Raw genomic sequence first — 24,463 nt, 5'->3', positions numbered from 1 at the left:
CGGCCTCGGCTATGGAGATGCGAGGGACTGCTCGATTTGGGCGATTTTGCCCAAGCGCCGATCGTGGCGCCCCCCGCTGTAAGGCGTCGTGATAAAGAGGCGGACGATTTCCCGGGCAATGTCCGGGCCGATGAGTCGGCCGCCCAAGGCGAGGACGTTGGCGTCATTGTGCTCCCGGGCGGCCCGGGCGGTGAACAGGTCGTGCACCAGGGCGGCCCGGATGCCCTTGATTTTGTTGGCGGCGATGGACATCCCGATGCCCGTGCCGCAGATGAGGATCCCCCGATCCACTTCTCCCCGGGCCACCATCCTGGCGACGGGAAGGGCATAATCCGGGTAATCGACAGATTTTCCATTCTGACAATCGGTGCAGCCCGTGTCGACGACCTCCACGCCAAGTTCGTCGACGAGCAGCGAATGGATGGACGTCTTTAAGGCAAATCCCGCATGGTCGGATCCGATGGCCACCCGCATCTCCATCACCTCCATCAATGAGTGTCCAGCGCAGGTTCCGGTGGTCGCCGTCCAGAAACTCCATATCCCGGCGCGCTCAGGAGGGCAAGGCCTCGATGGCGGCCAGGGAAGCATGGGCCAGATCCCCCATGAGAAACGGAAACACGCCCAGAAGGACGATCCCCAGGGACAGGGCGGCAATCGGCGCCATATCGGCAGACCGGGCGTCCTGTACGTGAGCAAGGGCATCGGGCAGCGGCCCGTGCATCGCCCGCATCACCGCCCGTAGAATATAGAGCGCACTGGTGACGATGGACAAGGCTCCAATTATTGCAAAGGGCCGAAAGGGGGTGGTGAACAACCCCAACAGTGCCAGCCACTCGCCCACGAACCCGGACAGGAGCGGCACGCCCAGGGAGGCCAAGGCAGCGAACATCAGGAAACCGGCCGTCCTGGGCATGCGCGCCCCGAGTCCACTCAGCCGATCCAGGGAGGAAGTGTGGGTTTCGGCGTAGGTCACCCCGGCCAGGAAAAAGAGAAGCGCCGAGATCAAACCGTGGGACACGAGTTGAAAAAGGGCGCCGAGCAAGCCGATCTGGTTAAGGGCGGCCAGGCCGAGCAGGACGATACCCATTTGACTGATACTGGAGTAAGCGATGATCCTTTTAAAATCGCGATCGACAAAGGCCAGGAGGGCGCCGTAAAACACATTGATCAGCCCCAGGGCCACCAGGAGCGGGGCGAGACGGGCAAAGGTATCCGGGAAAAACCCGAGGGCAAACCGGATGAGCCCGTAGGCGCCCACTTTGAGTAAGACGCCGGAGAGCATCATCGACACCGGGGCCGATGCGACGGGATGAACATTTTTTACCCAGGTATGAAAAGGAAAGATCGGCAGCTTAATCCCGAAGGCCACCAGAAGACCGATGACGAGCCACATTTGCTCCCCGGGAGGTAGGGCCTGCCGCTCAAAAGCGGCCCGGATCTCCCGGATGTCCGAGGTGCCCGTTGCGAGAAAAAGGGCGACGAATACGATGAGCATCACCAGGGAACCGAGACCGTTGTACAGAAGCAGTTCGTAGGCCGCCCGCCACCTCCCCTCGCTTCCCCAAATCCCGACGAGGAAAAACAAAGCAATTAACGCTAATTCAAAAAATATAAAGAATAAAAGAAGGTTCTGGGCCGTCCAAATGCCGTTTACCCCGGCTTCGAGCAAGAGGAACCACAGGGTGTAGGCTTTGACCCGCTCCACCGTGCGCCAGGAGGCCACCATGGCCGCCGCTGCCACGAGGGTAGACATCGCCAAAAGGGGCAAGGACAATCCGTCGACCCCGAGGTCGTAGCCGACTCTCACCAGGGTGACCGACGGTCCGGACTGGAAGGGCTCCAGACCGGGCAGGGGAAAGGTAAACCATTGTCCGTGCTCGGTAAACTGCAGGGTTCCCGAACCGCGGTCAAACAGGAACCAGATCACAAGGGACAGTAGAAGCGCCAGGATAGACACCGCGATCCCGACAGCGCGAATCGCCGTGGTTTTTTCCCGGGGGATCCCGGCGGCGATCAACATACCGAAAAGGGGCAGGGCGAGGAGGAGGGACAGGACGTGCGTCACCGCATTCACCCCCTTTCTTCGATGACGGCCCGTACCGCCTCGACGACATTTTCCACGGTAAACCCATAGTTCTCCACGACGATGTCGCCCGGGGCCGAGGCGCCAAAGGTATCGACGGACAGGATCCGCCCGCCTTTCCCCACGTATCGCTCCCACCCCAAAGACCGCCCCAACTCGATGGCCACCCGGGCCTCCAGGTGAGGGGGCAGGATCCGGTCTTTCTCCGCCTCGGTTTGCGCTTCGAAACGCTCCCAACTCGGCATGCTGACGACCCGGGTGGGAATGCCCGCCTCAGCGAGGGCTTGGTGGGCCGCCAGGGCGAGGTGGACTTCGGACCCGGTGGCGATCAAGATCGCTTGGGGATCGGGAGAGTCGGCCACGACGTAAGCACCCCGGGCCACTCCCTCGTAGATGGCGTCTTCGGTATCGTCCCCCCGGGGAAGAAGGGGCAGAGCCTGGCGGGTCAACACGATGGCCGTGGGCCCGCCGGCCCGGTCGAGGGCGTATCGGTATGCTGCGGCTGTCTCTCGGGCGTCGGCGGGGCGGAACACAGTCATTCCGGGGATCGCCCGTAGAGCGGCCAGGTGTTCCACGGGCTGGTGGGTGGGGCCGTCTTCTCCCACGGCCAGGCTGTCGTGGGTGAGGACGTAAACCACCCGCAGACCCATGAGGGCGGCGAGTCGCATCGCCGGGCGCATGTAATCGGAGAAGACCAAGAAGGTCGCTCCGAACACCCGGAGTCCTCCGTGGAGGGCCATGCCGTTTAGGATGGCCCCCATGGCGTGTTCCCGCACGCCGAACCAGATGTTTCGCCCGCTGTAGTCGGGCGGTCCGAAGGCCGGCTCATCGGCAATGGCTGTCTTATTGGACGAGGCGAGATCCGCCGACCCCCCGATCCACCAGGGAACCACCCGGGCGATACCTTGGATCGCCCGGTGGGAGGCGTCCCGGGTGGCCATGGCCGGTCCGCCTTCGGGAAAACGGGGCAGGGCCTCCTCCCAACCCGAGGGGAGCCCTTCCCGCCAGGCGTCTTCGAAGTGTTTGGCAAGATCCGGGTGTGCCTGGCGATAAGCGGCAAACATCTCCCGCCAGGCCGCGGACGCCTGGCTGCCCCGGTTCCGGACTTCGAGAAAATGATCCCGGACATCCTCAGGGATGTGAAATGGGGGAGAATCCCAGCCGTAGAACTCCTTGGTGCGCCGTAGTTCGTCCGGCCCGAGGGGAGCGCCGTGCACCCGGGATGTTCCCTGCAAGGTCGGGCTTCCGTAGCCGATCACCGTGCGCACTTCGATCAAGCTCGGCCGATCCGTCACAGCTTTCGCCGTCTCCAGCGCCCCCAGGATGGCGTCGACGTCGTTGCCGTTTTCGACGAGCAGGGTGTGCCACCCGTAAGCTTCGTAGCGAAGACGCACGTTTTCGGTAAAGGCCAGAGAGGTGCTTCCATCCAGGGAAATGCCGTTCGAATCGTAAAGCACGATTAATTTCCCGAGTTTGAGGTGGCCCGCCAGGGAGGAGGCCTCTTGGGACACGCCCTCCATCAGGTCCCCGTCGCTCGCCAACACGTAGGTGTGGTGGTCGACGATGGGAAATCCCGGCCGGTTTAACCGCGCGGCCAGATGGCGTTCAGCCATGGCCATTCCGACCGCCATGGCGATTCCCTGACCCAGGGGACCGGTGGTGGCTTCGACCCCCGGGGTGTGACCGTACTCCGGGTGTCCGGGCGTTTGGCTTCCCCATTGGCGGAATTGCTTGAGCTCCTCCAGAGAGAGATCATAGCCCGTCAGGTGCAGCAAACTGTAGAGCAGGGCGGAGCCGTGCCCGGCGGAAAGGATGAAGCGGTCGCGATCGGGCCACTCCGGGTCGCCGGGGTCGTGGCGCAGGTGATGCACCCAGAGCGCGTAGGCCATCGGTGCGGCCCCCATGGGCAGGCCGGGGTGTCCCGAACGCGCAGTTTCGATCGCATCGATCGAAAGGACGCGCAGGGCGGATATCGCCTTTTGCTGGAGAGTTTTCGTCTCGATGGCGCTCATGCGCGCCCTCCCTCCTTATCACCGGGGATTTTGGATACCGAATCGGCGCGGGACTCGGGTTGTGGTGCCGAGTTGCCCGAGTCCCACGCCTGCCAAACGGATTACCGCGAACCCGTCGTCACGCGGTCCACGGGCATATCGGTGCGACTGGAGCTGTGACCCGGGTTTGTGCGGGCGCTGGGATCGATATACGTTTTTGCGTGGTTGACCGCGATCGTCGCCTCGCCAAAACCGGTGACGATCAATTTTACCTTGCCCGGGTAGGTATTGATGTCCCCTACAGCGAACACCCCGGGGATGTTGGTCTCCATCCGGCTATTGACGACGATTTCATTCCCCTCGATATTGAGTCCCCAAGTCTTCATGGGGCCAAGGGAGGCACTGAAGCCAAGGCCGCTGAGGATGACGTCCACGGCGATCTCCCGGGTTTCTTTTGTCCGGTTGTTGAGGAGCGTGGCTCCTTCCACCCGGTCCCCGCCGAGAATCGCCTGGAGCTCGGTGAACACGTGAACGTTGATCGAACTGTCATAGAGCCGCCTGACGCTGTGCTCATGGGCGCGGAACTGATCCCTCCGATGGATGAGGGTGACCTGCCGGGCCACGGGTTCGAGCATGAGCGCATAATCCACCGCCGAATCCCCGCCTCCGACCACCAGCACTCGCTTGTCGCGGTAGGCTTCGGTCTCCTTCATCAAATAGTCGATCCCCCGCCCTTCAAAATCCCCGGCTTCGGCGGCCGGCAGTTTGCGCGGCGTGAACATGCCGATCCCACCGCAGATGATGACCGCTTTGGCGGTGTGCACCCCTTGGGTCGTATGGAGGGCGAAAAGGCGCTCATCCAGTTTTTCGAGTTTCAGAACCTGTTCAGACAGGCGAATATCCGGTTCAAATTGCATCATTTGCGCTTTCAGGCGCTCGATCAGATCCCCGGCCCGGATTTTCGAAAACCCCGCCACATCGTAAATAAACTTTTCGGGGTATAAGGCCGTCAATTGGCCGCCCAACTGAGGCAGACTTTCGATGAGCCTGCAGGAAAGTCCGCGCATCCCGCAGTAGAATGCCGCAAACAATCCGCTTGGGCCGCCGCCGATCACAGCGACGTCGGTTTGTTCCGCGCCGTGGTGGATGTCCATTCCCATTCTCACCTTCCCGATCTTCGTCAGTTTAGGTGGCGCCGGCCTGGCTCTGCTGCAGGACCCGGCTCGCCATGATGTCTTCTTCCTCGATGGTCATCAGGTCCTCGACCGAACAGGTGCAGGGCCGCGCGAAGAGGCGGTTGGCCTGGCGAAGCCGCGCCCGGTCGAGGGCGTTTCGCACGCTGCGGGCATTGGCAAAACGGGGCATCTGTTTTCGCCGTTCGATATAACTCCGCAATGCCCGATCCGCCGCGGGGCTGAGGCGATAACCCATGTCGGCCAGCATCAGCTTTGCAATGTCCATCAGTTCATCCAGGGTGTAATCGGGAAACTCAATGTGGTGTGCGATGCGCGAGCTCATGCCCGGGTTGGATTTAAAGAACTGCTCCATGCGGTCTTTGTACCCGGCCAGGATGACCACCACATCATCTCGCTGATTCTCCATCACCTGAAGCAGAATCTCGATCGCCTCTTGACCATAATCTCGCTCATTCTCTTGCCGATAGAGGTAATAAGCTTCGTCGATAAATAGCACACCGCCCATGGCCCGTTTGAGCACCTCTTTGGTTTTGGGCGCCGTGTGTCCAATGTACTGGCCGACCAGATCATCCCGGGTGACGGCCACCATATGGCCCTTGCGCACGTACCCGAGGCGGTGCAGGATATCGGCCATCCGCAGGGCGACGGTGGTTTTGCCCGTCCCCGGGTTCCCGGTGAAGGACATGTGCAAGGAGGGAGGAGGTGTCTTCAGTCCGACCTGTTTGCGCATGCGGTCCACCAGCAGGAGGGCGGCGATCTCGCGAATCTTCGTCTTGACGGGCCGCAGTCCGACCAGCTCGCGGTCCAACTGATCGAGCACCTCATAGATGGCCGTTTCTTTTGCGATTTCGTGCAGATCGACCTGCGGGGATTCGGCCTCCGCCATTGTCCTTCCTCCTTCGCCGCGTCCTTCAGGAATCAAACCGAGCGCCTTTGGGCCGGTCCGTGGCATAACTCGTCAACGTGTAACGGATCTGGCGATCACTTTTTTCTTGGCGAATGACGTGGAATCCAGGGTCTTCTTTGGGACGTTGGACGATGAAAGAAAGCGCTGTCGTCTGCCGGCCGTAACTGCGATCGTAGGCGTTCAGTCGGATGTAGCAATTCGGATACGCGGTGCGGCAGGCCCGGAGTTCCGTCAGGACCGCCGCGGCGTCCTGGATGTCGAACATCGGCAGTCCCCACATATCCCAGTACACATTCCGCGGGTGCGGATCATCGGTGAATTCAATACTGATCGCCCAGCCATTTTGTATAGAATATTCAACCTGTTTGGCGATTTCTTCATCACTGAAGTCGGGTAAATAGGAAAATGTCCCCTGTGTCAGTCGGAAATGGCTCATTGTCCCGCCTCTCCTCTCCAAATGGTCATGTGACTTCGCGGGTCTCCCCGGTTTAGAACGTCGGGGTGGCGACAACGTCCGGAGTATCGGTAGAGGCGTAGTTAAAGGTCACGTCTTTCCACACGTCCAATGCCGCCCGGAGCTCCGGAGACCATTTGGCCGCTTTCTCCAGAATTTCGGGTCCTTCCCGCAGGATATCCCGCCCTTCGTTCCGCGCCTGAATCATGGCTTCGATGGCCACCCGGTTGGCCGTGGCGCCGGCTGCGATGCCCATGGGGTGTCCGATGGTCCCGCCGCCGAACTGGAAAATGACATCTTCACCGAACAGGTCGATCAATTGATGCACCTGGCCGGCGTGGATTCCACCCGAAGCCACGGGCATGACCGCGGGCATCGAACCCCAGTCCTGCTCGAAAAAGAGCCCGAGCCGCGGATCGGCGTCGTATTTCATCCCGCGCAGGGTTTGATAATACCCCTTGGTGATGTTCGGATCTCCTTCCAATTTCCCAACCACGGTCCCGGCGTGGAGATGGTCGACCCCGGCGAGGCGCATCCATTTGGCGATCACCCGGAAGGACACCCCGTGGGTTTTCTGCCGGGTGAAGGTGCTGTGCCCCGCCCGGTGCAGGTGCAAAAGGACGCTGTTGCGCCTGGCCCACTTGGCCAGGGATTGGATCGCCGAGTAACCGACGGTCAGGTCGATCATCACGATGACGCTTCCCAGCTCCTTGGCGAATTCCGCCCGCTCGTAGATGTCCTCCATCGTCGCCCCGGTGACGTTTAAATAATGGCCCTTGATCTCGCCGGTTTCCGCCATCGCCCGGTGCACAGCTTCCATGGCGTACAAGAAGCGGTCCCGCCAGCGCATGAACGGCTGGGAGTTAATATTCTCGTCGTCTTTGACAAAATCGAGTCCGCCCCGCAGCGCCTCGTAAACGACGCGGCCGTAGTTGCGCGCCGACAACCCGAGCTTTGGCTTGGTCGTCGCTCCCAGAAGCGGGCGGCCGTACTTGTTGAGCATCTCCCGCTCCATGACGATCCCGTGGGCTGGCCCCTGGAAGGTCTTCACGTAATGCAGCGGGATGCGCATATCCTCCAGCCGGAGGCTTTTGAGGGCTTTGAATCCGAAAACATTGCCGATGATCGACGATGCCAGGTTGGCAATGGAGCCTTCCTCGAACAGATCGATGTCGTAGGCGATATACGCGATGTACTGGTCGGTTCCGGGGACGGGATCGACACGGAACGCCTTCCCTTGGTAATGTTCGTACGTTGTCAGTCGATCGGTCCACACCACGGTCCAAGTGGCGGTCGAGGATTCTCCGGCCACCGCCGCGGCCGCTTCTTCCGGATCGATCCCCTCTTGGGGAACCACCCGGAATGCCGCGATGACGTCCGTATCTTTCACCTCGTAATCCGGCTGCCAATATCCCATTTCCTTATACGGAATGACCCCGGAGGCCCAGCGTTTTTTCGCATCCTGTTCCACGGTCGTTTTTCTCACCCCTTTATTGGTGTCCCCGGGACTTGCTCCCAGTGGAGAGGAAAATCTGGATCGTTCTTTTGGCCCTCATTATAAAGAGAACCCTTTCCGTTGACTAATACCGATCTTTCTGGATATTGATAAGCGTCCGCTTATGCGTCCCCAGCCTCCACGGGTGTTGGCGTGCCCTTGGGGATTCCCGCGGCCGGGGAGTCCTGCTCGCCTCGATAGGGGGTAGGCTTGCTCGGCAGGTGATGGCGTCCGTGAATCTCTCGCACCGTCCGGGTCCAAGCCCGGGCGACGATGGTGTGGGTCAGAGCCGTCTCCCCGGGTAGAAAGCGCACGCCTTGCAGGAGGGCGCCATCGGTGATGCCCGTGGCCGCGAAGAGCGCATCTTCGCTCTTGACCAGATCCTCCAGCATCAACACCCGCGCCGGGTCCTGGATCCCCATGGATGCCATCCGGGCCAGCTCTTCCTCGTGTTGGGGCACCAGGCGGCCCTGGAAATCCCCGCCCAGGCATTTAAGCGCCACGGCGCTGATCACGCCTTCCGGCGCCCCGCCCCGGCCGAGGAGCATGTCGACCCCGGAGCGTTCGTCACAAGTGGCGAGGGCCGGGCTGACGTCGCCGTCCCGAATCAGGCGGGCCCGGGCGCCGAGGTTGCGGATCTCCTCCAGGATGTGCTCATTCCGCGGCCGATCGAGAAGCACCACCACCACATCTTCCACCCGCTTGTCGAGGGCTTTGGCCACGGCCCGGATATTGTCCCGAACGGGGGCGTCCAGGTGGACGTGGCCCCGGGCCCGGGGTCCAACGGCGATTTTGTCCATGTACATATCCGGGGCGTGAAGCAGTGCCCCTCGGGGCGCGGCCGCGATCACGGCAATCGCCCCGCCTTCCCCCCGGGCGAGGATGTTCGTCCCCTCCAAAGGGTCTACGGCGATGTCCACCCGGGGACCCGCGCCGCTGCCGACATGCTCGCCGATATAGAGCATCGGGGCCTCATCGAGTTCCCCTTCGCCGATGACCACCGTGCCGTCGATGTCGATCTCCCGCAACACTTCCCGCATGGCTTTGGTCGCCGCATCGTCCGCATGCCACTTATCCCCCCGGCCGAGCCACCGCGCCGCGGCCAGGGCCGCCGCTTCGGTCACCCGGGCCATCTCCATGGTGAGCGCCCGCAACTGACCATTTTGCCACAGGGTGGCGTCTTCGGGTTTCGTCATGTCTGATCCCCCACCGGATAAGCGACTTTGTTCCGCAGTCCAACATACTCCATCAGGTCGACCATGCGATGGGCAAAGCCCATTTCGTTGTCATACCAGCCGAGGATTTTGACCGTGCGCTCGCCGATGAGCATGGTGGAAAGGGCATCGACGACGCAGGAGTGGACATCCCCGATATAGTCCGATGACACCAGCGGCTCGAAAGACACCTGGAGAATGCCCTGAAGGCGTCCCCGGGCGGCCTCGGTGAACACATGGTTGATCATTTCTTCGTCAGCCGGCTCTTGTAGGGTCGCGACCAAATCCACCAGGGATACGTTCGGGGTCGGTACCCGAATGGACACGCCATTTAACCGGCCGGCCAGCTCTGGGAAAATCTTTCCGATCGCCCGGGCGGCCCCGGTGGTGGTGGGCACGATGGACTGGCTGGCGGCCCGGGCCCGACGAAGGTCTTTGTGCGGGTTATCCAGGCTGCGCTGGTCGCCCGTAAAGCTGTGCACCGTTGTCATGGCGCCTTCCACAATCCCGAAGGCATCCTGGAGAACGGCGATGATCGGGGCCAAGCAGTTGGTGGTGCAGGAAGAGCTGGAGATGATGTGGTGTTTTTCGGGATCATACAGTTCGTGATTGACGCCATAGACCACCATGAGATCGTCAGACTTGGCGGCGGTGGTGATGATCACTTTCCGTGCCCCGGCCTCCAGATGGGCCGCAGCCGCGTCCCGGGTGGTGAACTTGCCCGTCGCCTCCAGCACGATTTCGACGCCGAGCTCGCCCCAGGGCAGACGGAGCGGGTCGCGGTCGGACACGACGCGAATCCAGCGACCGTTCAGGCGGATGCCGTCGCCGTCCGCCACCACTTCCCCGGGAAACCGGCCGTGTACACTGTCGTATTTGATCAGATGGGCGAGGGTCGCCGGGTCGGTCGTCGCATTCACCGCTACGACGTCGAGCTCCGGCCGGGAGTCCAAAGCCCGGAGCACCAGTCGTCCGATCCTCCCCATCCCGGAGATCCCCACTCGGATGCTCATTCGCTTACCCTCCTGTCCTTTTGTGAGTCAGTTTTCGTGGTCAATTGGCCCATGCTCCTTGGATGCCCTGCCGCCCGTAAGCCAGCTCCATGATCATGTTCGCAACGAGAAACTGGGTGACTCGAATGGGGTCGTAATCCCGCTCGTTCATCTTTTCCTTGAGATGGGCCGTGTCGCTGATCATCTCCATCAGCGCGCTCATGGAGGTCGGTGCGGTCTTGCCCTGGATATCGGCAACCTCCATCTCCTCGCCGACGATATTTTCGTAATAGTGTACCGCTTCGATCAATCCGAACCTGGAACCGAGGGAAAGCCATTTCACCAACCGCCGCTTGGGTCCGCGCAGGCGTTCGGCGATCTGGACTTTAATCGGCTCGGGGTTATCTTCCGTGGGAGCCCGGTCGTCATCCGGTACGTACTTAATGACCAGGTCGGCCCAGGCCTTCTGGGGTTCGATATACCGGACAACATCGGTTCTCCGCCGCTCGATTTCCGCCAGGACCTCCTCCTCGGTGTAACCCCGGGTTTCCCGGTCCCGTCGCACCTTCCAACGCACCCGCAACCGGGTGTCGGTGTCAAAATAGATTTTTAGGTCCAGAGCTTCCCGCAGTTTTTCCAAGTAGAGGATGTGCAGCCCCTCCAAGAGGATGATGTCTGTGGGGGTGACATTCTCCGGTGGGGCGATGGTGCCCGTGCTGTGGTCATAAATCGGTTTTTGAATCGTCCGGCCCGCCTTCAGCTGCCAAACGTGGTCGACGAGCAGGCCGAGGTTGTTCGCCTTCCACGGGTGGAGGGCGGTGACGCCGATTTGATTGCGTTCCCGCCGATCCAAAGAATGGTAGTCGTCGATGGAGATGGTCATCACGCGGTCGGAACCGATCAACTCCCGCAACTCTCCGACAAAGGTGGATTTTCCCGCTCCGCTATCGCCGGCGATCCCGATGAGAATGGCCTTGGGTCTCCGCTGCATCGCCTCTCCCCCCCTGACATCAAAAATTGTTCAGCCGCTGCGCCCTGGCCGCGGATCGGGAATGCGCGCCATCAATATCGATTGTGACTGCCGAACAGACGAATCTTTTTCCGCACGATCTCTTTCACGGCTTCCCTTGCTGGACCTAAATATTTGCGCGAGTCGTACAATTTAGGATCATTATCGAGCTTTTCGCGAACAATCCGGTTAAATTCCATCTGGGCCTCCGTGTTGACGTTGATCTTCGCCACTCCCAGGGAGATCGCCCGCCGGACATCGTCGTCGGGGACACCGGATCCTCCGTGTAGGACGATCGGTTTTCTCGTCTTTTCGAAAATGTTCTCAAGGCGCCCAAAATCGATCTCCGGTGCTGTCCGATACATGCCGTGGGCCGTCCCCAGGGCCGGGGCTAAGGCGTCAATCCCCGTCTCCTCCGCAAAGCGGATCGCATCGTCGACCCGGGCGAGCATCGCCTCCCGCTCGTCCACGGACACCTCGTCCTCCGTCCCGGCGATCTGCCCGAGCTCCCCTTCGACGTCCACGCCCGCGGCGTGGGCGGCGTCCACCACCCGGCGCGTTTCGGCGATATTCCGGTCCAGTTCGTGCTCGGAGCCGTCGTACATCACCGAATCAAACCCGCCCCGGATGGCCTGCTGGACCACTTCGAAATTCGGCCCGTGATCGAGGTGCAGGATGACCGGAACCCGGGCACGGAGTTTCGCCGCATCGGCCAGGGCGGTCAAATAGTGCAGGCCGATGTACTTCATCGAGCTGACGCTCACGCCGAGGATGACCGGGGATCGTTCTTCTTCGGCCACTTCGACGATGGCCTGGAGGTACTCCAGGCCGTTGAGGTTAAATTGGCCGACCGCGTATCCTTTGGCATTGGCGTCTTCGAGCACTTCCCGATACGATGCTTTGGGATGGACGTGCAAACGTGTTCGCCTCCTTCATCCGTCTGTGTTGGTATCGACTGTACCCAGGGGCCCACCCGCCGAGCCCGGTCCGGTGGGTCGCCCCGACCCCGGCGGGGCCGATCCCTGCCGACTCCCGGCGGGTGTTCCACGTGGCGGTACAACCGAATTGCTACCATGATAGCAATCACTTTTTTAAGACGCCAATCGATCTTTTCGCATGCTACGATACGTGGTTGCTTATGTCTTCCTCGGATGGTAGAACTTCGTTACACAGGTCGGAATGGCCAATTTTATCCATACGGCGGCCAGGGTTATGAATTAAGCAGTAAATTACGGAAAATTTTTGCGAATGGGGAGAGGCTGCGTTCATCGGCATACACCACATACCATTTTCGCATGATCGGCAAATGGTCGACGGAGAGGACTGTGAGTTTTCCCACCTCCAGTTCCGTTCGCACCGCCGCCTCGGAGACGATGGAGAGCCCGAGTCCCGAAGCCACCGCCTCCTTGATGGCGGCGATACTCCCGAGCTCCATAGTGATACGGGGCGCCAGGCCGTGTTTGTCAAAGAACATCTCCACCGTGCTTCGGGTTCCCGAACCGCGCTCCCGCATGAGAAACGGTTCCTCCACGAGCCGATCCAGGGGAATGTTCGCCTCCCGGGTCAGGGGATGATCGGGTGGTGCGATGACGACCAGGGGGTTGTCTTTGAACGGATCGGCGTTCAGGTTGGCGGGTACCCTGGGATAGCCCATCACCGCGAGATCGACCTCCCGGCGAACCAGGCGTTGCAAGACCATACTGCGATTGCCGACATCGAGTTTGATGTTGACCCGCGGATACAGGTCGTGAAACTGGTGCAAAAAAGGGGGGACGACAAAGGCTCCGGCCGTCGTATCCGCGGCGATTTTCAGACTGCCGATATGATGGCTGCGGATGTCCCGCACCGTCTGATGGATGGCTTCGAGCTGCTTGAACAGCTGGTTGGCCGCGTCCTTCAGGTACAGACCGGCTTCGGTCAGGACGATTTTTTTCCCCGACTGCTCAAAGAGCTCGACGTCAAAATATTCTTCTAATAGTCGAATATGTTGGGAGACAGCGGGTTGGCTCAGGTACAGTTCGTCGGCCGCCCGGGAGAAACTCAGGTGTTTGGCGACCGTTTGAAAGACGTACAGTCTGCGAAGGTTGAGGTATTCCATCGGACATCACCGGTCACGCCCGGTCCTGCAAAACGGCGACGCCCGGGAGTATTTTTCCCTCCAGGAATTCGAGGGTGGCGCCTCCGCCTGTGGACAGGTGGGAAATCCGGCGGGCAAGTCCTGCGCCCTCAATGGCGGCCAGGGAATCTCCGCCGCCGACCACCGATTCCGCTTCCGAGTCGGCCACGGCCCGGGCCACGGCGTAGGTACCTTCGGCAAAGGGCGGGACTTCGAACACGCCCATGGGCCCGTTCCAGAGGATAAGCCTTGCACTCATCAGCTCCCGCCGGTAGTGTTCGACCGTTTTCGGTCCGATGTCCAGGGCCTGGGAACTACCTGGGATCGCGGAAATGTCGACGATCTCACGGGGTGCATCCGGTTCTGGCGCCGGCGCGGTGACGACATCCACGGGTAAACGAAGGTGGGTTCCGCGGGATTCGGCCTGCTCGACCAGCCGGCGGGCCACGTCGACTTGTTCAGGTTCGTAGAGGGATGCCCCGACGTCAAAGCCCTTGGCCGCGAGAAAGGTGTTGGCAAGGCCGCCGCCGAGCAGAAGCACGTCCACTTTCTGCAACAAGCTTTCGATGACGCCGATTTTGTCCTTGATTTTGGCCCCGCCGATGACGGCCACAAAGGGGCGCTTGGGGGCCGCGAGCACCCGGGACAGCACGGTGATCTCTTTGTCCATGAGGTACCCGGCGTAGGCGGGCAGATGTTCGGCCACTCCCACGGTGGAAGCGTGGGCGCGGTGCGCCGTTCCGAAGGCATCGCTCACGTAAAGTTCGGCGAGATCGGCCCAGGACCGGGCCAGTTCCGGGTCGTTGCGGGTTTCGCCCGGGTGAAACCGCACGTTCTCCAGCAGGAGGACCTCCCCCGGCTGCATGCGCTGGGCGAAGTCGGCGACCTCTGGCCCGGCGACTTGGCCCGGGAAGGCCACCGGGCGGCGGAGAAGCCGAGAGAGGTGGGCGGCGACCGGCGCAAGGCTGTACGCGGGGTCGGCCGTACCCTTGGGTCGGCCGAGGTGCGACGCGAGGATCAGTTTGGCCCCCCGTTGAATCAGGTCTTCAAGCGTCGGCAGACTGGCTCGGATCCGGGTATCGTCGGTGATCTGCCCGTCTTTCATCGGCACATTGTAGTCGACTCGAACGAACACCCGGCGATGGGTCACATCCACGTCGCGAATCGTGGCTTTCACAGGCGTACCTCCTTTGCGCGAAATGATCGTCGCATGGCGAACATGCACGATTATTTAATTCTTTTCACAAGTGAATCGAAAGTCAAGCGGGGGGATTGGCCCGATTGTTGAATATTTCGTGAACGGGCGGGTGTCAAAGGTTCATCGAAGTCTTATCGTGGTACGACAACCACCAAGTATTAAAAGGCATCCACCTGTCTGTCAAGACCCATTCCATCACCGCGCTGATCGGACCGTCGGGATGTGGGAAGTCGACGTTCATTCGTTGTCTCAATTGCATGCACGAGGTGGTGCCCAGCGTCAGAATGTCAGGTAATATTTACATCTACTGAGAAGATATCTATCGGAGTATGACTCCTGCCCAGGTCCCCGGCGGGTGGGGATGGTGTTTCAGACGCCGAACATTTTCCCCACCCTGTCGATTTTCCAAAATGTCGTCGCCGGGCTGTACCTCAACGGGATTCGAAACCACAGGCTCCTGGAGGACAAGGCCGAATCCTGCTTGCGCCAGGGGTTTGGCGTGTCAAAATAGATGACCAAATCGTCCCCCTGCCGGCGGACTTCCAGGACCCGGTGGGGGGCGAGAAGTTTTTCCACCCGTTCGTTGATCAACTCGTCCAGGGCGGTGAGCACCTCCCGGCTGTGGTGAACGCCGTAGATCTGTTCGGTGGATACCTGGGCTTCGGGGGATGGTCATGGGACGTGTTACTTAGCGGGGGATTGTCGGGGAAGAGACGGGGGCGCGCTCCACCGGCGAAAAAAAGAAACGCAGGGGCGCGTCATAAAGGCCGTTATCGGGCGCAAGGACGCGGGGGCGACGGGGCGCTGCCCACCGCCCTCCGAGCCTTCATCGGGCCGCTCGTCTTGCTCACTGTGCCTGGAGAAATTTCAACGTCTCCTCCAGCAAAACTCCGCGGTTCTTCTCATAAATGGCCCAATGGGTGGCCTCGGGAATAACCACTTCTTTTTTCTCTTTCGCGGAGGTCAATTTGTCAAAAAGCGTGGGATCGGCAAAGAAGTCGGAATCTCCCCGGACCACCAATGTCGGGCACTGGATTTTGCCGGCGTCAAAAATGGGCCGGTTGGACCAGATGGCATACAGGTCCACCATGGGTCCCATGGGCCGGCGCACCGAGGGAGGATTGCGGTCCCCGGCAGTGGGATCGGATTCCATAAAGATCTTTTTTGCCCCCTCCACAGCGTCGGCGCTGACCAAGGGGCGGCCGTTCATCATCATGTTCCAATGCTGCATGGTCATGGCGAAGGTGGCCAATTGATAGGCCGGGATGTCTTTTTTCAGTACGCCGGGTTTCTCCTCCATGGGTTGGGTCATGCCGGGCAATTGGAACCCGTGCATGGCGCCGTAGAGCACCACACGGTGAACGTTCTCCGGGTGCTGGGCCGCGTAGGCGCCGGCGGCCACGCCGCCGTAGGACCAGCCGATGAGATCTACCGAGGGCACACCCCGGCTGGTCTTGATGAAGTTGACAGCGGCATCCACGTCTTTGAGGACGTCGTTCAGTCGAACCACGGGAGCATTCTGGTTGGGCGGCTGGGTCATGGCCGCGGGGCGGGTGGATTGGCCGAACCCGCGAAAATCCAATGCCCAGGTGTCGAATCCCTGTCGAGCGAGATGGTCCATCCAGGAATACCCGGGGAGGTCGAAGGCTTCGGCAGTGGGCACCCCGAAGGGCTCCAGGAACAGGACCGCTTTGGTTGGGGATGGGGTGGCCGCAGTGCCGGTTGCCAGGACTTTTTCTTTCAAGTAGAGTTCGATGCCCGGATCCGCACAAGGAATGCGGTGCTGGTGGGTGACGACGGCGCCGGTGGTGGCCTTGGATTTGTCTTTCGATTCTGACGAGACAGCGGCGTTGTCTCCGGGAGCGCATCCGGTGAGCAGCATGCAGAGGCCGACGGCCCACATGGCGATCGTTTTGGCCCGGGTCATGGGGCGAAAGGGGCGGGGGCGGGCGGCCAGACCCCGGCTGGGAGCGGGATCCGAAGCTCGGGAGATGGATTGAATCGATTTCATACAGGCGCCTCCTTGGTGGAGAATGATGAGATCCACAAGTCTATCTTTGATGGTACCCGGGTCCATCCCGAGGCGCCCATGACTCGAAAGGGCCAATTTTGCGACGAAGGTGTGAAAAGATGAACGAACTTATGCGAAAGTCGGCAGGAGGCCCACCGGGCGAGTCCGCTCCTGGCTTGGATGGTGGCTCATGGGCATCTGGAGCTGAAGGTGGCTCTGCGCGTGCATCGGGATACCGGGAAGCCCCTCCCGTTTGATTCAGTGGAAGACGGCTATGTGCACGAAAAATGCTTCATCCTCCGGGACGAGTTCGGGAATTGCCGAGAATATCGATGTTCATTGCGATTGGTGGGAGGGGCGGGACCGTAGGCGTGTGGACGAAGACGAGGCGGATTTTCAAAATCTGTGGGAGGGAGACCCGAAGAGTCTGCGGATCATACCATTGCCCGAAGCGGTCCAGAAGCTGTGTACCGACGCGTCGGCCGAGGACCTGAACCTCCAAACGGCCGACATGCTCATCAATTTTGACCTCGGATGGAACCCGATAAAAATCGAACAGCGCATCGGCCGGATCGACCGTATCGGCCAACGCCACCCGGAAATCTTTGTGGTCAATTTGTGTTATGCCGGAAGTGAAGAAGAGGTTGTTTACGGGCGGTTGTTACAGCGTCTGCAACAGGCCAATCTTGTCGTGGGCTCAGCAAATGTCCCTGTTGCCAGTGCAGCCGGATGAGTTTCATGATCTGGCGGAAGGCACGCTGGACATATCGGAATTGGAGAAGCGGCTGAGGGACCGGTTAGAAAAGCAGCGCGAGCAAGAGCAAACGATGCAGATCGTTAAGGAGCAGGAGCGCCGCTGTATACCCGTCGATTTGGACGCGATTTAGGAGGCGCTGGGCGGGTCGGCATATACTGTAATCAGTGCTGCACGAGGGCTCCCGGCCTATGGAAATACTTTGTGGTCGATTGCCGCCACAAGGAGATGGCTGATGTTTGTGGAGGGCGAAAACCAGCGTCCAAATCCTCTGAAAGCGGGGGCCGGGTGCCGCCCGTTCGCCTGTCGCGCCCCCGCTTCTATCCCCATCAGCGCTTCCGCACAGTAAAATTGTCCTCCAACAAAAGCCAGTTCTGGGGAAACGGGTAGCCCAGCACCCAGTAACTCACGCCCCGCAATTGATAACTTTTCACCAGGTTGAACTTCGCCTGGGCGCTTCGGGCATCTTCGAACCACACCTCGTGGCCCTGACCCCGGGCGTCCCAATAGCGAAAATAGGGCGACTGGGCGGTCCAGTCGTACTGGATGACGGCACCGTGCTGCACGGCCCGGCGCACCGCTTCCTGGTTGCTGATGGTCTCCGCCTGCATCCCGGGCCGGTGGGGAATCCGCCAATCCCGGGCGTAGATTTGAAAGCCCATCAGAATCTTGTTCCGCGGAATCACCGATACCGCGTAGTCGAGCACACCGCGGATCAGGTTGACGGGGGAGATGGCCCTGGGCGGCCCCAGGCGATAGCCCCATTCATACGTCATGAGCACGACAAAATCGGCGATCCGCCCGTGAGCCGGGTAGTCGTGGGCCTCATACAACAATCCCCGCTGGGCGCCGCTGGTTTTTGGGGCCAGGGATGTCGAGACAAAATAGTTCTCCGCGTGCAACCGGTTGACCGCCCGCTGGAGGAAGGCGTTGTAGGCCTGACGGTCCGCGGGGAGAACATTTTCGAAATCGATGTTCAGTCCGCGGTAGCCTTTGTTCCTCATCATGGCCACAATGTTGTTGAGCAGGCGGTCCTGCACGGCGGTGCTGCTGAGCACGGCATGGGCCCGGTCCGTCCCCAACTCCCGGGACGTGAAATTGGTGATGGCCATCATCGGCACCACCCGGGTGGCGACGGCAGCCTGAATCAGGGCCGTATCGTCGATCGTCTCTAAAGTACCGTCGCTGCGGATGCGATACGCAAAGGGTGACATGTACGTGAGGTGTCGTCCGTGCCGGCGAACCTCCTGGGCGCCGGCGGGACTGAATTGAAAGGTAAAGGCGTTCACATCGATGGTCGGCTTGGGGCCGGGGGAGGGGGTGGGGATCACCAGCGCCAGGCCGGGGACCAGGCGGTTGGGATCCGGCAATTGGTTCGCAGCGGCGATTTGGTTCAGCGCCACCCCGTATCGGCGGGAAATGCTCCACAGGCTCTCCCCCCGCTGCACCACGTGGATCTGCATGATCGTACCCCTTTTCTCCATGATGGTCTAGGGTACTGTATTCCGCAGACGCCGGGTGCGTGCGCCCAAGGGCGGTCACCCCGCTACAGGGCGGCTTACTCGAAAGTGGGCAGGCGGTCGAGGTTATTCTCTGTCGTGCCGTCCGCCTCGCTGCGCAGGATGTCACGATCGTATCTCTGAACCACATCCACGTGCTCGATCTCCCCTTTTTTCGCCTTCTCCACCGCTTCATCGTATTGGAGAATTTTCCCCGAACTCAACTTCACCGCCACAATGTCGCCGTCCGTGTTCTTTTTCACGGAGATGATCCGTTCTCCCACGAGACCAATCCTCCTTTGGCGAGAAGGAATTTCCGGGGCGTGGCTTGCCATCTCGCAGTGCGAGTGCGGGCCCTGCAGCCTGGCGACCCCGGGTTCACGGATAGTGTGTCCCGTCATTTACCAATCGATCAGGAGCGGCGCCGGCGATCTCGAATTAAATGGGAGAACGGAAAAAGCAGATAAAACACGGCGAGGATGCCGAGCAGGGTTGCGCTCACCACCACAGTCCCGGTTTCGCTGTACAGATCGGCAATCCGGCCGCCGAGAATCGGCCCGATCATCACGCCGATGCCCTCCACGCTGGAGAAGACCCCCCAGCCCAGCCCCTGCTGGTCGTCCGGCACCTGGTAAGAGAGAACAGCATTCCACACCGGGAGCACCGCGGCGTAAGACAGCCCTAAAACGATCGCCACCAATATAGCGGCGCGAAGGCTTCCCACCATGGTCAGGGCGTACAGGGTGAGGGCGAATCCCGCAAAACCGCCCACCAGAAACCATTTTCGCCCTCGGCGGTCCGAGAGCCGTCCCATGGGCACCATGGCGATCACGGCACAGAACCCTCCGGCGAGCAGCACGTAAGAATATTGGCTGTAACTGAGCCCCACGTGGTGGGCGGCGTAACTCGGGAGAATCGGCACCAGCATGCTGGCGGCGGTGGTCTGAAGCATCATGCCTGGCAGAAGGGGCCGCATGGTTCTCAGCCGCAGCCACAGCGCCCGAAACTGGGCGGCAAAAGAGGGGGTTTCCACTTCGGAGATGGTCTGGTCCGCCAGGCGCAGGGAGAGCAGCCATCCCAGCACCCAGAAGGCGACCATCAGCCAGAAAGACAGGTGATATCCCTTATCGAGGAAAAAATTGAGGAGGATCGGGCCGGCCCCAAGTCCCGCCAGCCACAGGGTGTACAAAGCGCCCATTTGTGTCGCCCGGGCGGCGCTGGCTTTCACGGTGCTCAGGGCCACGATCCACACCGGCGAAATGCCGATGCCAAACACCCCGGCCCCGGCGATGACCAGCCAGGCAAAGGGCGCCCCGTACGTCATGAACAGTCCGAACATTGAAATGAGCAGCCCACCGAATACCACTTTTCGGGAGGAAAAACGGTCCAACAAATGACCGAGAAAGCTCTTTGTAAAAGTGTCCATCACGAAATGAGCGGTGACAGCGGCACCGACCGTGGTGACGGACAGCCCCAGCCCGTTTGTCACATATGTGGGCAAAAAAGAACCCAAGTACGCCCCCCGGACCAGTTCCACGAAAAATAACACCATGGATACGGGCAAAAGGCCTTCTGTCATCCCCGCTCGCTTCAATATCTCCATTCGATCCCCTTCCCGACGGCGGCCATTGGCCCGGGGCAGGGCATGGCTGGGCAAGGCTTTTGTCTCTAGGACCGACGCCCTGCTGCCGCCCACATCCTGATGACGCCCCCCGCCCGGGTCCACAGCCCCGACACTTGCCGATGCACCGACACCCTTCGATGAGTCGATGCAAAATGGCGCTCACCGATGGACCGGGGTCATGCGGATCTGCGATTGTATCAAATCTAATGTATCCTTGACGATTGTATCGGCAGCAAAGGGCTTTTGCAAGGCCGCCATCGCCTGTCTCATCTGTCCGAGGCGGCGTTCGTCCCGGAGCAGCGGCCCCACCCGCACCCGAAATTCGTCCATGTCCTTGAAGACGATCACCGCGCCCTTGCCCGCAAGGTACGAAGCGTTCTCCCGCTCCTGCCCCGGAGCGGGCCGAAAAATCAAGGTGGGCAGTTTCATGGCCAGGGCTTCGGACAGGGTGATGGCCCCAGCTTTGGTGATCATCGCCGAGGCCACAGCCATGAATTCGTGGATCTGTTCGACAAAACCGAACACGTGAATGGACGGCTGGTCGGCCAAGGTGGTTTCCAGCACTTTACGTAACGGCTGGTTTTTGCCACACACCACCACAACCTCCAGGTTCGGGTCCTGGGCCAGGATTTTGCAGATCTGCCGGGTGTTCTGAAGCACCCCATAGGCTCCGGCCATCACCAGGACGATTTTCTTCCTCGGGTCAAACTGGTATTTTCCATAGATTGTGTTTCGGTCCACCGGCGTCGCAAAGGACTCGCGGATGGGGATGCCGCTTACCACGACGCGGTCTTCCGGGATCTGCCGCCGGACGAGCCCCTGCTTTAAATCCTCCGTGGCCACGTAATAACGGTCGATCGCCGGGTGAAGCCAGCGCTGATGCAGCGCAAAATCGGTGATCACTGCGGCGAGGGGGATCTCCATGCCCAGTTTTTGCCGCAGCTCCGGCATGGTCGAGACCGGAAACGTGTTAATGACCGCGTCGGGCCGCTCTTCTTTCAAGATCCGCCGCAAAGTCTGTTCCCCGAAGGAGCTGAGCAAGCGGGCAAACATCCCGTCCTGTTCCATATCCCGGGTGGACGTGTACATCCATCCGTAAATCGACGGCGCCACCCCATAACCCATGAGATAGGCGTAGCGCGTGACCTGATTGATCACTGGGTGCGCCTCGGCAAACAAGTCCAACACCCGGACCTTTCGAACACCTTGTTTCTGGAAGCCGTTTCGCAACACCCGGGCCACCTGAAGATGTCCATCGCCAAAACTTCCGGTTAGAATGAGAATGTTTGGCTCTTTTGACACTCCCCACGCCTCCCGTCATCCAAACGGCTGACCCGGGCACCGACTCGTCGGTCGGGCCTGAGCCTTCTTGGGCATGCTTACGCCCGTCTATACCATAGGATGACCGTTTTGCGGGAGATTCGCAAGACCTGCGGAACATGTTCAGTGCGCTCTGGGCGGCCCCAGGGTTTACGCAGAATTGGAGAATGGAACTCGGCCTATGAACCCCGGCGGTTACATGATATGCCAAAAATGGAGCCAGCAAGGAGTTTGCCGAAAAATCCGCCTCACTGGCTCCAGAAAGCCACTAATGACCGACCATCCAAGGACGGCCGGGACGGGAGCCATTTGCTTGACGTTGCCGCTCGGTATTGACAGTGGAATTCGTTCCGTTGTGTGGCTCAACAACACGTACCGAGGTGGATCGTCCAGCCGTTTTTAAGACATTTGGGACCCCATAGGTTCGACGTGCCACTTCTCCACAGAAAGGGCAAATGCAAGTATCTTGGGCATCCTTCATGGCCATCTGTCGCTCAAACGGTCCGCATCTTTGACAGTTAAATGCATAGGTTGGCATCGGATCACGCCGGGGACAGGTCCCGATCAAAGATTTCCAGCGGTATGGCTAAGGTACAGCAGGCGTTGGGAATATCGACAATTCCACTGATGCGGCCTTCGACGGGGGCAGCGCTCAGAAGCAGGTAAGCCTGGTCCCCTGTATACCCGAAGTGTTGTAAATATTCAATGGCGTTCAGGCAGGCTCTCCGATAAGCAATGTGGGCGTCTAAATAATGCTGTTTTCCGCTTTCATCGACTGAAATACCCTCAAACACGAGATATTGGGAGAACTTTGGTTCCACAGGTCCCGGTTTGAAAATTGGATTGGCGACACCGTACTTGGTCATGCCACCTTTGATCACATCGACATGAAGATCGATCCATCCAGCCATCTCAATGGCTCCACAAAAAGAGATTTCTCCGTCACCCTGGCAAAAATGAAGGTCGCCGACGGATAATTTCGCCCCTTTGACATATACGGGTAGATACAATCGGGAACCCTTGGAAAGGTTCTTAATATCACAGTTACCGCCATGTTCACGGGGCGGGACTGTGCGAGCGGCCTCCCGTGCAACTCGGTCGAACTCGGCCCCCTTCAGACTGCCCAGCACAGCACTTTGCGGATTTGGAAGGTTGGCAAGCGGTGGGATTCGCTGGGGATTCGCGGCCACGAGTTCAGCTTCTCTCCGATTCCATTCATCAAGGAGCTCTTGGGATGGGGCACATCCGATCAGTCCGGGGTGGAGGACTCCGGGCAAACGAACCCCAGGTATGTGTCGAGATACGGCATAAATTCCTTCAAAGTCCCATATTGCTTTCCGGGCTTCTGGAAAACGATCCGTCAAAAAACCACCGCCGTTTTCCCGAGCAAAGATTCCGGTAAACCCCCATTCTGAGTCTGGCAATGCACCGATGTCCAGGATATCGACCACCAGGAGATCACCGGGTTCCGCTCCGTTAACCCATACCGGTCCGCTTAAGACGTGTACCCGGTTAAGGTCCACATGGGCAATATCAGAAGGGTCATCGTTATTATGAATCTGCCCATCGGTCCAATCCTTACATTCGATACGGAAAATTGAGCCAGGGTTTATTGAGACTGCCGCCGGGATATCCGGATGCCACCGATTGTGCCCAGGTATGTCTTGCTCATCCATGGGTTTTGTCAAATCCACATGAAACAAAACATCTGGCATCTTTTTCCCTCCTCAATGAGTTCTCTTTAATCGTATCTGTTCGATCGGGTAGGTTTTTTCGAGAGTTGCACCTCCTTTCTTAATTGGCAAGCAACCTTGCCATGTAAGAATTATAATCATTGACTTGACGCACTTCTGGATTGATAATAACAGTGGCAGAAAGATGTGTCAAATAAGATTCCACAATGCAACTAAAAGGGTTTATCCATGTGCGACTGTGAGGTCATTTGAGTTAGCTTTTCAAACTAACGCAGAACTGATTTGCAGCAAATCACCTAGGACGATTTTGCAACTGGCGCGTGAGAAGCTCTTGTTGTCACCCAAGCCCAGGTGAAAAGCGCGAGGACGAAGAGCACTGCGATCCAGACCACCGTGGCGCTTATATGGGTCCAAAGTCCGGTCATAGACAAAAACGCTGGAATCGTACAGGTTGCCCAGGACTCTATGAGTGTAACCCACCCTGTAAATCGGCCGATATCGCGTTTTTGCGCGAGCAATAGAAAGAACAAACCCCAAAGAAACGCCCACATTAGCCATATAACGCCAAACTTGATATCTCCAAAATGGTAGAAATTAACAATGCTATAGCCAATCGCGAGCATAGAGACCCACAGCGAATACCAACCGACACCCGAACTGTTGTTGCCGGTTAAATTTGATATTCCGACATACAGATAAGTAAACCCGAACAAGAAAATACCTGAGGCACTAAAAATGTCCCAGCTATTCTGGGCGGTCATGATTAGGTAGACCGGCGTAAATACTTGCAGTGCACCAACGAAAAGATTAAAAATGCCCGCACTTTTTGAATCGATTTTGCCCAACAGCATAAGTGCATTGACGAACAGAACGGCTCCAACGTAAAGAAGCCCAACGTTTGCCATT

Annotated in this window: 25 protein-coding genes; 3 read left to right on the top strand and 22 right to left on the bottom strand. The window is 59.6% G+C overall.

The window, feature by feature from the left end; genetic code table 11:
- Positions 1–9 precede the first annotated feature (9 nt).
- The 13 genes from rpiB to CVV65_RS14325 all read right to left on the bottom strand — a co-directional run bounded on the left by rpiB (position 10) and on the right by CVV65_RS14325 (position 14,634).
- On the bottom strand, positions 10–474 hold the full coding sequence (gene rpiB / locus CVV65_RS14385; protein WP_100668716.1) for a ribose 5-phosphate isomerase B: 465 nt from the start codon (positions 472–474) through the stop codon (positions 10–12).
- A 76-nt stretch (positions 475–550) separates the two neighbouring features.
- Positions 551–2,065 carry a complex I subunit 4 family protein gene (locus tag CVV65_RS14380; RefSeq protein WP_232796636.1) on the bottom strand — a complete coding sequence of 505 codons (1,515 nt, stop codon included), beginning with the start codon at positions 2,063–2,065 and terminating at the stop codon, positions 551–553.
- Between the two features lie 5 nt (positions 2,066–2,070).
- Entirely contained in the window at positions 2,071–4,095 is a 2,025-nt protein-coding gene (gene tkt, locus CVV65_RS14375; protein ID WP_100668715.1) for a transketolase, read from the bottom strand.
- Positions 4,096–4,196: 101 nt separating this feature from the next.
- A complete protein-coding gene (locus CVV65_RS14370; RefSeq protein WP_100668714.1) occupies positions 4,197–5,234 on the bottom strand; it encodes an NAD(P)/FAD-dependent oxidoreductase in 1,038 nt (345 codons plus the stop codon).
- A 25-nt stretch (positions 5,235–5,259) separates the two neighbouring features.
- Positions 5,260–6,156 (bottom strand): CbbX protein, encoded by an 897-nt coding sequence (cbbX, locus tag CVV65_RS14365; RefSeq protein ID WP_100668713.1) that lies wholly within the window; start codon positions 6,154–6,156, stop codon positions 5,260–5,262.
- A gap of 25 nt (positions 6,157–6,181) precedes the next feature.
- Positions 6,182–6,613, bottom strand: a complete 432-nt coding sequence (locus CVV65_RS14360; RefSeq protein WP_013076790.1) for a ribulose bisphosphate carboxylase small subunit — start codon at positions 6,611–6,613, stop codon at positions 6,182–6,184.
- Between the two features lie 52 nt (positions 6,614–6,665).
- Positions 6,666–8,102, bottom strand: a complete 1,437-nt coding sequence (locus tag CVV65_RS14355) for a form I ribulose bisphosphate carboxylase large subunit (protein ID WP_100668712.1) — start codon at positions 8,100–8,102, stop codon at positions 6,666–6,668.
- A 146-nt stretch (positions 8,103–8,248) separates the two neighbouring features.
- Complete coding sequence (gene glpX, locus CVV65_RS14350) at positions 8,249–9,322, bottom strand: class II fructose-bisphosphatase (RefSeq protein ID WP_100668711.1); 1,074 nt, start codon at positions 9,320–9,322, stop codon at positions 8,249–8,251.
- Positions 9,319–10,353 (bottom strand): type I glyceraldehyde-3-phosphate dehydrogenase, encoded by a 1,035-nt coding sequence (gap, locus tag CVV65_RS14345; RefSeq protein ID WP_100668710.1) that lies wholly within the window; start codon positions 10,351–10,353, stop codon positions 9,319–9,321. Before gap ends, glpX begins: the two co-directional genes overlap by 4 nt.
- Before the next feature lie 40 nt (positions 10,354–10,393).
- Positions 10,394–11,323: a phosphoribulokinase gene (locus CVV65_RS14340; RefSeq protein ID WP_100668709.1), complete on the bottom strand. Its 930-nt coding sequence runs from the start codon at positions 11,321–11,323 to the stop codon at positions 10,394–10,396.
- A 71-nt stretch (positions 11,324–11,394) separates the two neighbouring features.
- Positions 11,395–12,258, bottom strand: coding sequence for a class II fructose-1,6-bisphosphate aldolase (gene fba / locus CVV65_RS14335; protein WP_100668708.1), 864 nt, complete (start codon positions 12,256–12,258; stop codon positions 11,395–11,397).
- 293 nt (positions 12,259–12,551) lie between these two features.
- Complete coding sequence (locus CVV65_RS14330; RefSeq protein WP_100668707.1) at positions 12,552–13,439, bottom strand: LysR substrate-binding domain-containing protein; 888 nt, start codon at positions 13,437–13,439, stop codon at positions 12,552–12,554.
- A 13-nt stretch (positions 13,440–13,452) separates the two neighbouring features.
- A complete protein-coding gene (locus CVV65_RS14325; RefSeq protein ID WP_100668706.1) occupies positions 13,453–14,634 on the bottom strand; it encodes a phosphoglycerate kinase in 1,182 nt (393 codons plus the stop codon).
- Between the two features lie 143 nt (positions 14,635–14,777).
- On the opposite strand from CVV65_RS14325, the gene CVV65_RS17470 reads away from it, so the two are divergent.
- Positions 14,778–14,966, top strand: a complete 189-nt coding sequence (locus CVV65_RS17470) for an ATP-binding cassette domain-containing protein (RefSeq protein ID WP_100669558.1) — start codon at positions 14,778–14,780, stop codon at positions 14,964–14,966.
- Positions 14,967–15,024: 58 nt separating this feature from the next.
- Here the strand turns inward: CVV65_RS17470 and CVV65_RS14315 are convergent, their stop codons facing one another.
- Both CVV65_RS14315 and CVV65_RS14310 read right to left on the bottom strand, forming a co-directional pair.
- A complete protein-coding gene (locus tag CVV65_RS14315) occupies positions 15,025–15,267 on the bottom strand; it encodes a hypothetical protein (protein WP_100668705.1) in 243 nt (80 codons plus the stop codon).
- 235 nt (positions 15,268–15,502) lie between these two features.
- On the bottom strand, positions 15,503–16,666 hold the full coding sequence (locus tag CVV65_RS14310) for an alpha/beta fold hydrolase (RefSeq protein ID WP_232796635.1): 1,164 nt from the start codon (positions 16,664–16,666) through the stop codon (positions 15,503–15,505).
- 253 nt (positions 16,667–16,919) lie between these two features.
- Here CVV65_RS14310 and CVV65_RS14305 point away from each other — a divergent pair, with 253 nt between their 5' ends.
- Complete coding sequence (locus CVV65_RS14305; RefSeq protein WP_198592044.1) at positions 16,920–17,399, top strand: helicase-related protein; 480 nt, start codon at positions 16,920–16,922, stop codon at positions 17,397–17,399.
- Entirely contained in the window at positions 17,371–17,553 is a 183-nt protein-coding gene (locus CVV65_RS16600; RefSeq protein WP_133121321.1) for a hypothetical protein, read from the top strand. Before CVV65_RS14305 ends, CVV65_RS16600 begins: the two co-directional genes overlap by 29 nt.
- A 196-nt stretch (positions 17,554–17,749) precedes the next feature.
- Here the strand turns inward: CVV65_RS16600 and CVV65_RS14300 are convergent, their stop codons facing one another.
- The 7 genes from CVV65_RS14300 to CVV65_RS14270 form a co-directional block, all read right to left on the bottom strand.
- Entirely contained in the window at positions 17,750–18,883 is a 1,134-nt protein-coding gene (locus CVV65_RS14300) for a glycosyl hydrolase family 18 protein (RefSeq protein ID WP_100668703.1), read from the bottom strand.
- A 95-nt stretch (positions 18,884–18,978) separates the two neighbouring features.
- The gene (locus CVV65_RS14295) at positions 18,979–19,203 is read right to left on the bottom strand and encodes a DUF3892 domain-containing protein (protein ID WP_232796634.1); all 225 of its coding nucleotides are present in this window, start codon (positions 19,201–19,203) and stop codon (positions 18,979–18,981) included.
- Positions 19,204–19,331: 128 nt separating this feature from the next.
- Positions 19,332–20,522 (bottom strand): MFS transporter, encoded by a 1,191-nt coding sequence (locus CVV65_RS14290; protein WP_100668701.1) that lies wholly within the window; start codon positions 20,520–20,522, stop codon positions 19,332–19,334.
- A gap of 180 nt (positions 20,523–20,702) precedes the next feature.
- The gene (locus CVV65_RS14285; RefSeq protein ID WP_100668700.1) at positions 20,703–21,845 is read right to left on the bottom strand and encodes a diglucosyl diacylglycerol synthase; all 1,143 of its coding nucleotides are present in this window, start codon (positions 21,843–21,845) and stop codon (positions 20,703–20,705) included.
- Positions 21,846–22,131: 286 nt separating this feature from the next.
- Positions 22,132–22,401, bottom strand: a complete 270-nt coding sequence (locus CVV65_RS17465; protein WP_133121320.1) for an FmdB family zinc ribbon protein — start codon at positions 22,399–22,401, stop codon at positions 22,132–22,134.
- 4 nt (positions 22,402–22,405) lie between these two features.
- Positions 22,406–23,578: a formamidase gene (gene fmdA / locus CVV65_RS14275; protein ID WP_100668698.1), complete on the bottom strand. Its 1,173-nt coding sequence runs from the start codon at positions 23,576–23,578 to the stop codon at positions 22,406–22,408.
- Positions 23,579–23,853: 275 nt separating this feature from the next.
- Positions 23,854–24,462 (bottom strand): AmiS/UreI family transporter, encoded by a 609-nt coding sequence (locus CVV65_RS14270; protein WP_100668697.1) that lies wholly within the window; start codon positions 24,460–24,462, stop codon positions 23,854–23,856.
- Position 24,463: the final 1 nt, after the last annotated feature.

Source organism: Kyrpidia spormannii (assembly GCF_002804065.1).
GTDB classification, from domain to species: domain Bacteria; phylum Bacillota; class Bacilli; order Kyrpidiales; family Kyrpidiaceae; genus Kyrpidia; species Kyrpidia spormannii.
This window is presented reverse-complemented; position numbering and strand designations above follow the sequence as displayed.

What these genes read in the sequence shown, in the direction of transcription:
- glpX (WP_100668711.1), bottom strand. Translation starts at nt 9,322, where the DNA reads ATGACGAAACCCGAAGACGCCACCCTGTGGCAAAATGGTCAGTTGCGG.
- CVV65_RS17465 (WP_133121320.1), bottom strand. Translation starts at nt 22,401, where the DNA reads ATGCCAACCTATGCATTTAACTGTCAAAGATGCGGACCGTTTGAGCGA.
- CVV65_RS14310 (WP_232796635.1), bottom strand. Translation starts at nt 16,666, where the DNA reads ATGAAATCGATTCAATCCATCTCCCGAGCTTCGGATCCCGCTCCCAGC.
- cbbX (WP_100668713.1), bottom strand. Translation starts at nt 6,156, where the DNA reads ATGGCGGAGGCCGAATCCCCGCAGGTCGATCTGCACGAAATCGCAAAA.
- tkt (WP_100668715.1), bottom strand. Translation starts at nt 4,095, where the DNA reads ATGAGCGCCATCGAGACGAAAACTCTCCAGCAAAAGGCGATATCCGCC.
- CVV65_RS14370 (WP_100668714.1), bottom strand. Translation starts at nt 5,234, where the DNA reads ATGGGAATGGACATCCACCACGGCGCGGAACAAACCGACGTCGCTGTG.
- fmdA (WP_100668698.1), bottom strand. Translation starts at nt 23,578, where the DNA reads ATGCCAGATGTTTTGTTTCATGTGGATTTGACAAAACCCATGGATGAG.
- CVV65_RS14270 (WP_100668697.1), bottom strand. Translation starts at nt 24,462, where the DNA reads ATGGCAAACGTTGGGCTTCTTTACGTTGGAGCCGTTCTGTTCGTCAAT.
- CVV65_RS14290 (WP_100668701.1), bottom strand. Translation starts at nt 20,522, where the DNA reads ATGGAGATATTGAAGCGAGCGGGGATGACAGAAGGCCTTTTGCCCGTA.
- CVV65_RS14340 (WP_100668709.1), bottom strand. Translation starts at nt 11,323, where the DNA reads ATGCAGCGGAGACCCAAGGCCATTCTCATCGGGATCGCCGGCGATAGC.
- gap (WP_100668710.1), bottom strand. Translation starts at nt 10,353, where the DNA reads ATGAGCATCCGAGTGGGGATCTCCGGGATGGGGAGGATCGGACGACTG.
- CVV65_RS14300 (WP_100668703.1), bottom strand. Translation starts at nt 18,883, where the DNA reads ATGCAGATCCACGTGGTGCAGCGGGGGGAGAGCCTGTGGAGCATTTCC.
- rpiB (WP_100668716.1), bottom strand. Translation starts at nt 474, where the DNA reads ATGCGGGTGGCCATCGGATCCGACCATGCGGGATTTGCCTTAAAGACG.
- CVV65_RS16600 (WP_133121321.1), top strand. Translation starts at nt 17,371, where the DNA reads ATGTCCCTGTTGCCAGTGCAGCCGGATGAGTTTCATGATCTGGCGGAA.
- CVV65_RS14330 (WP_100668707.1), bottom strand. Translation starts at nt 13,439, where the DNA reads ATGGAATACCTCAACCTTCGCAGACTGTACGTCTTTCAAACGGTCGCC.
- CVV65_RS14360 (WP_013076790.1), bottom strand. Translation starts at nt 6,613, where the DNA reads ATGAGCCATTTCCGACTGACACAGGGGACATTTTCCTATTTACCCGAC.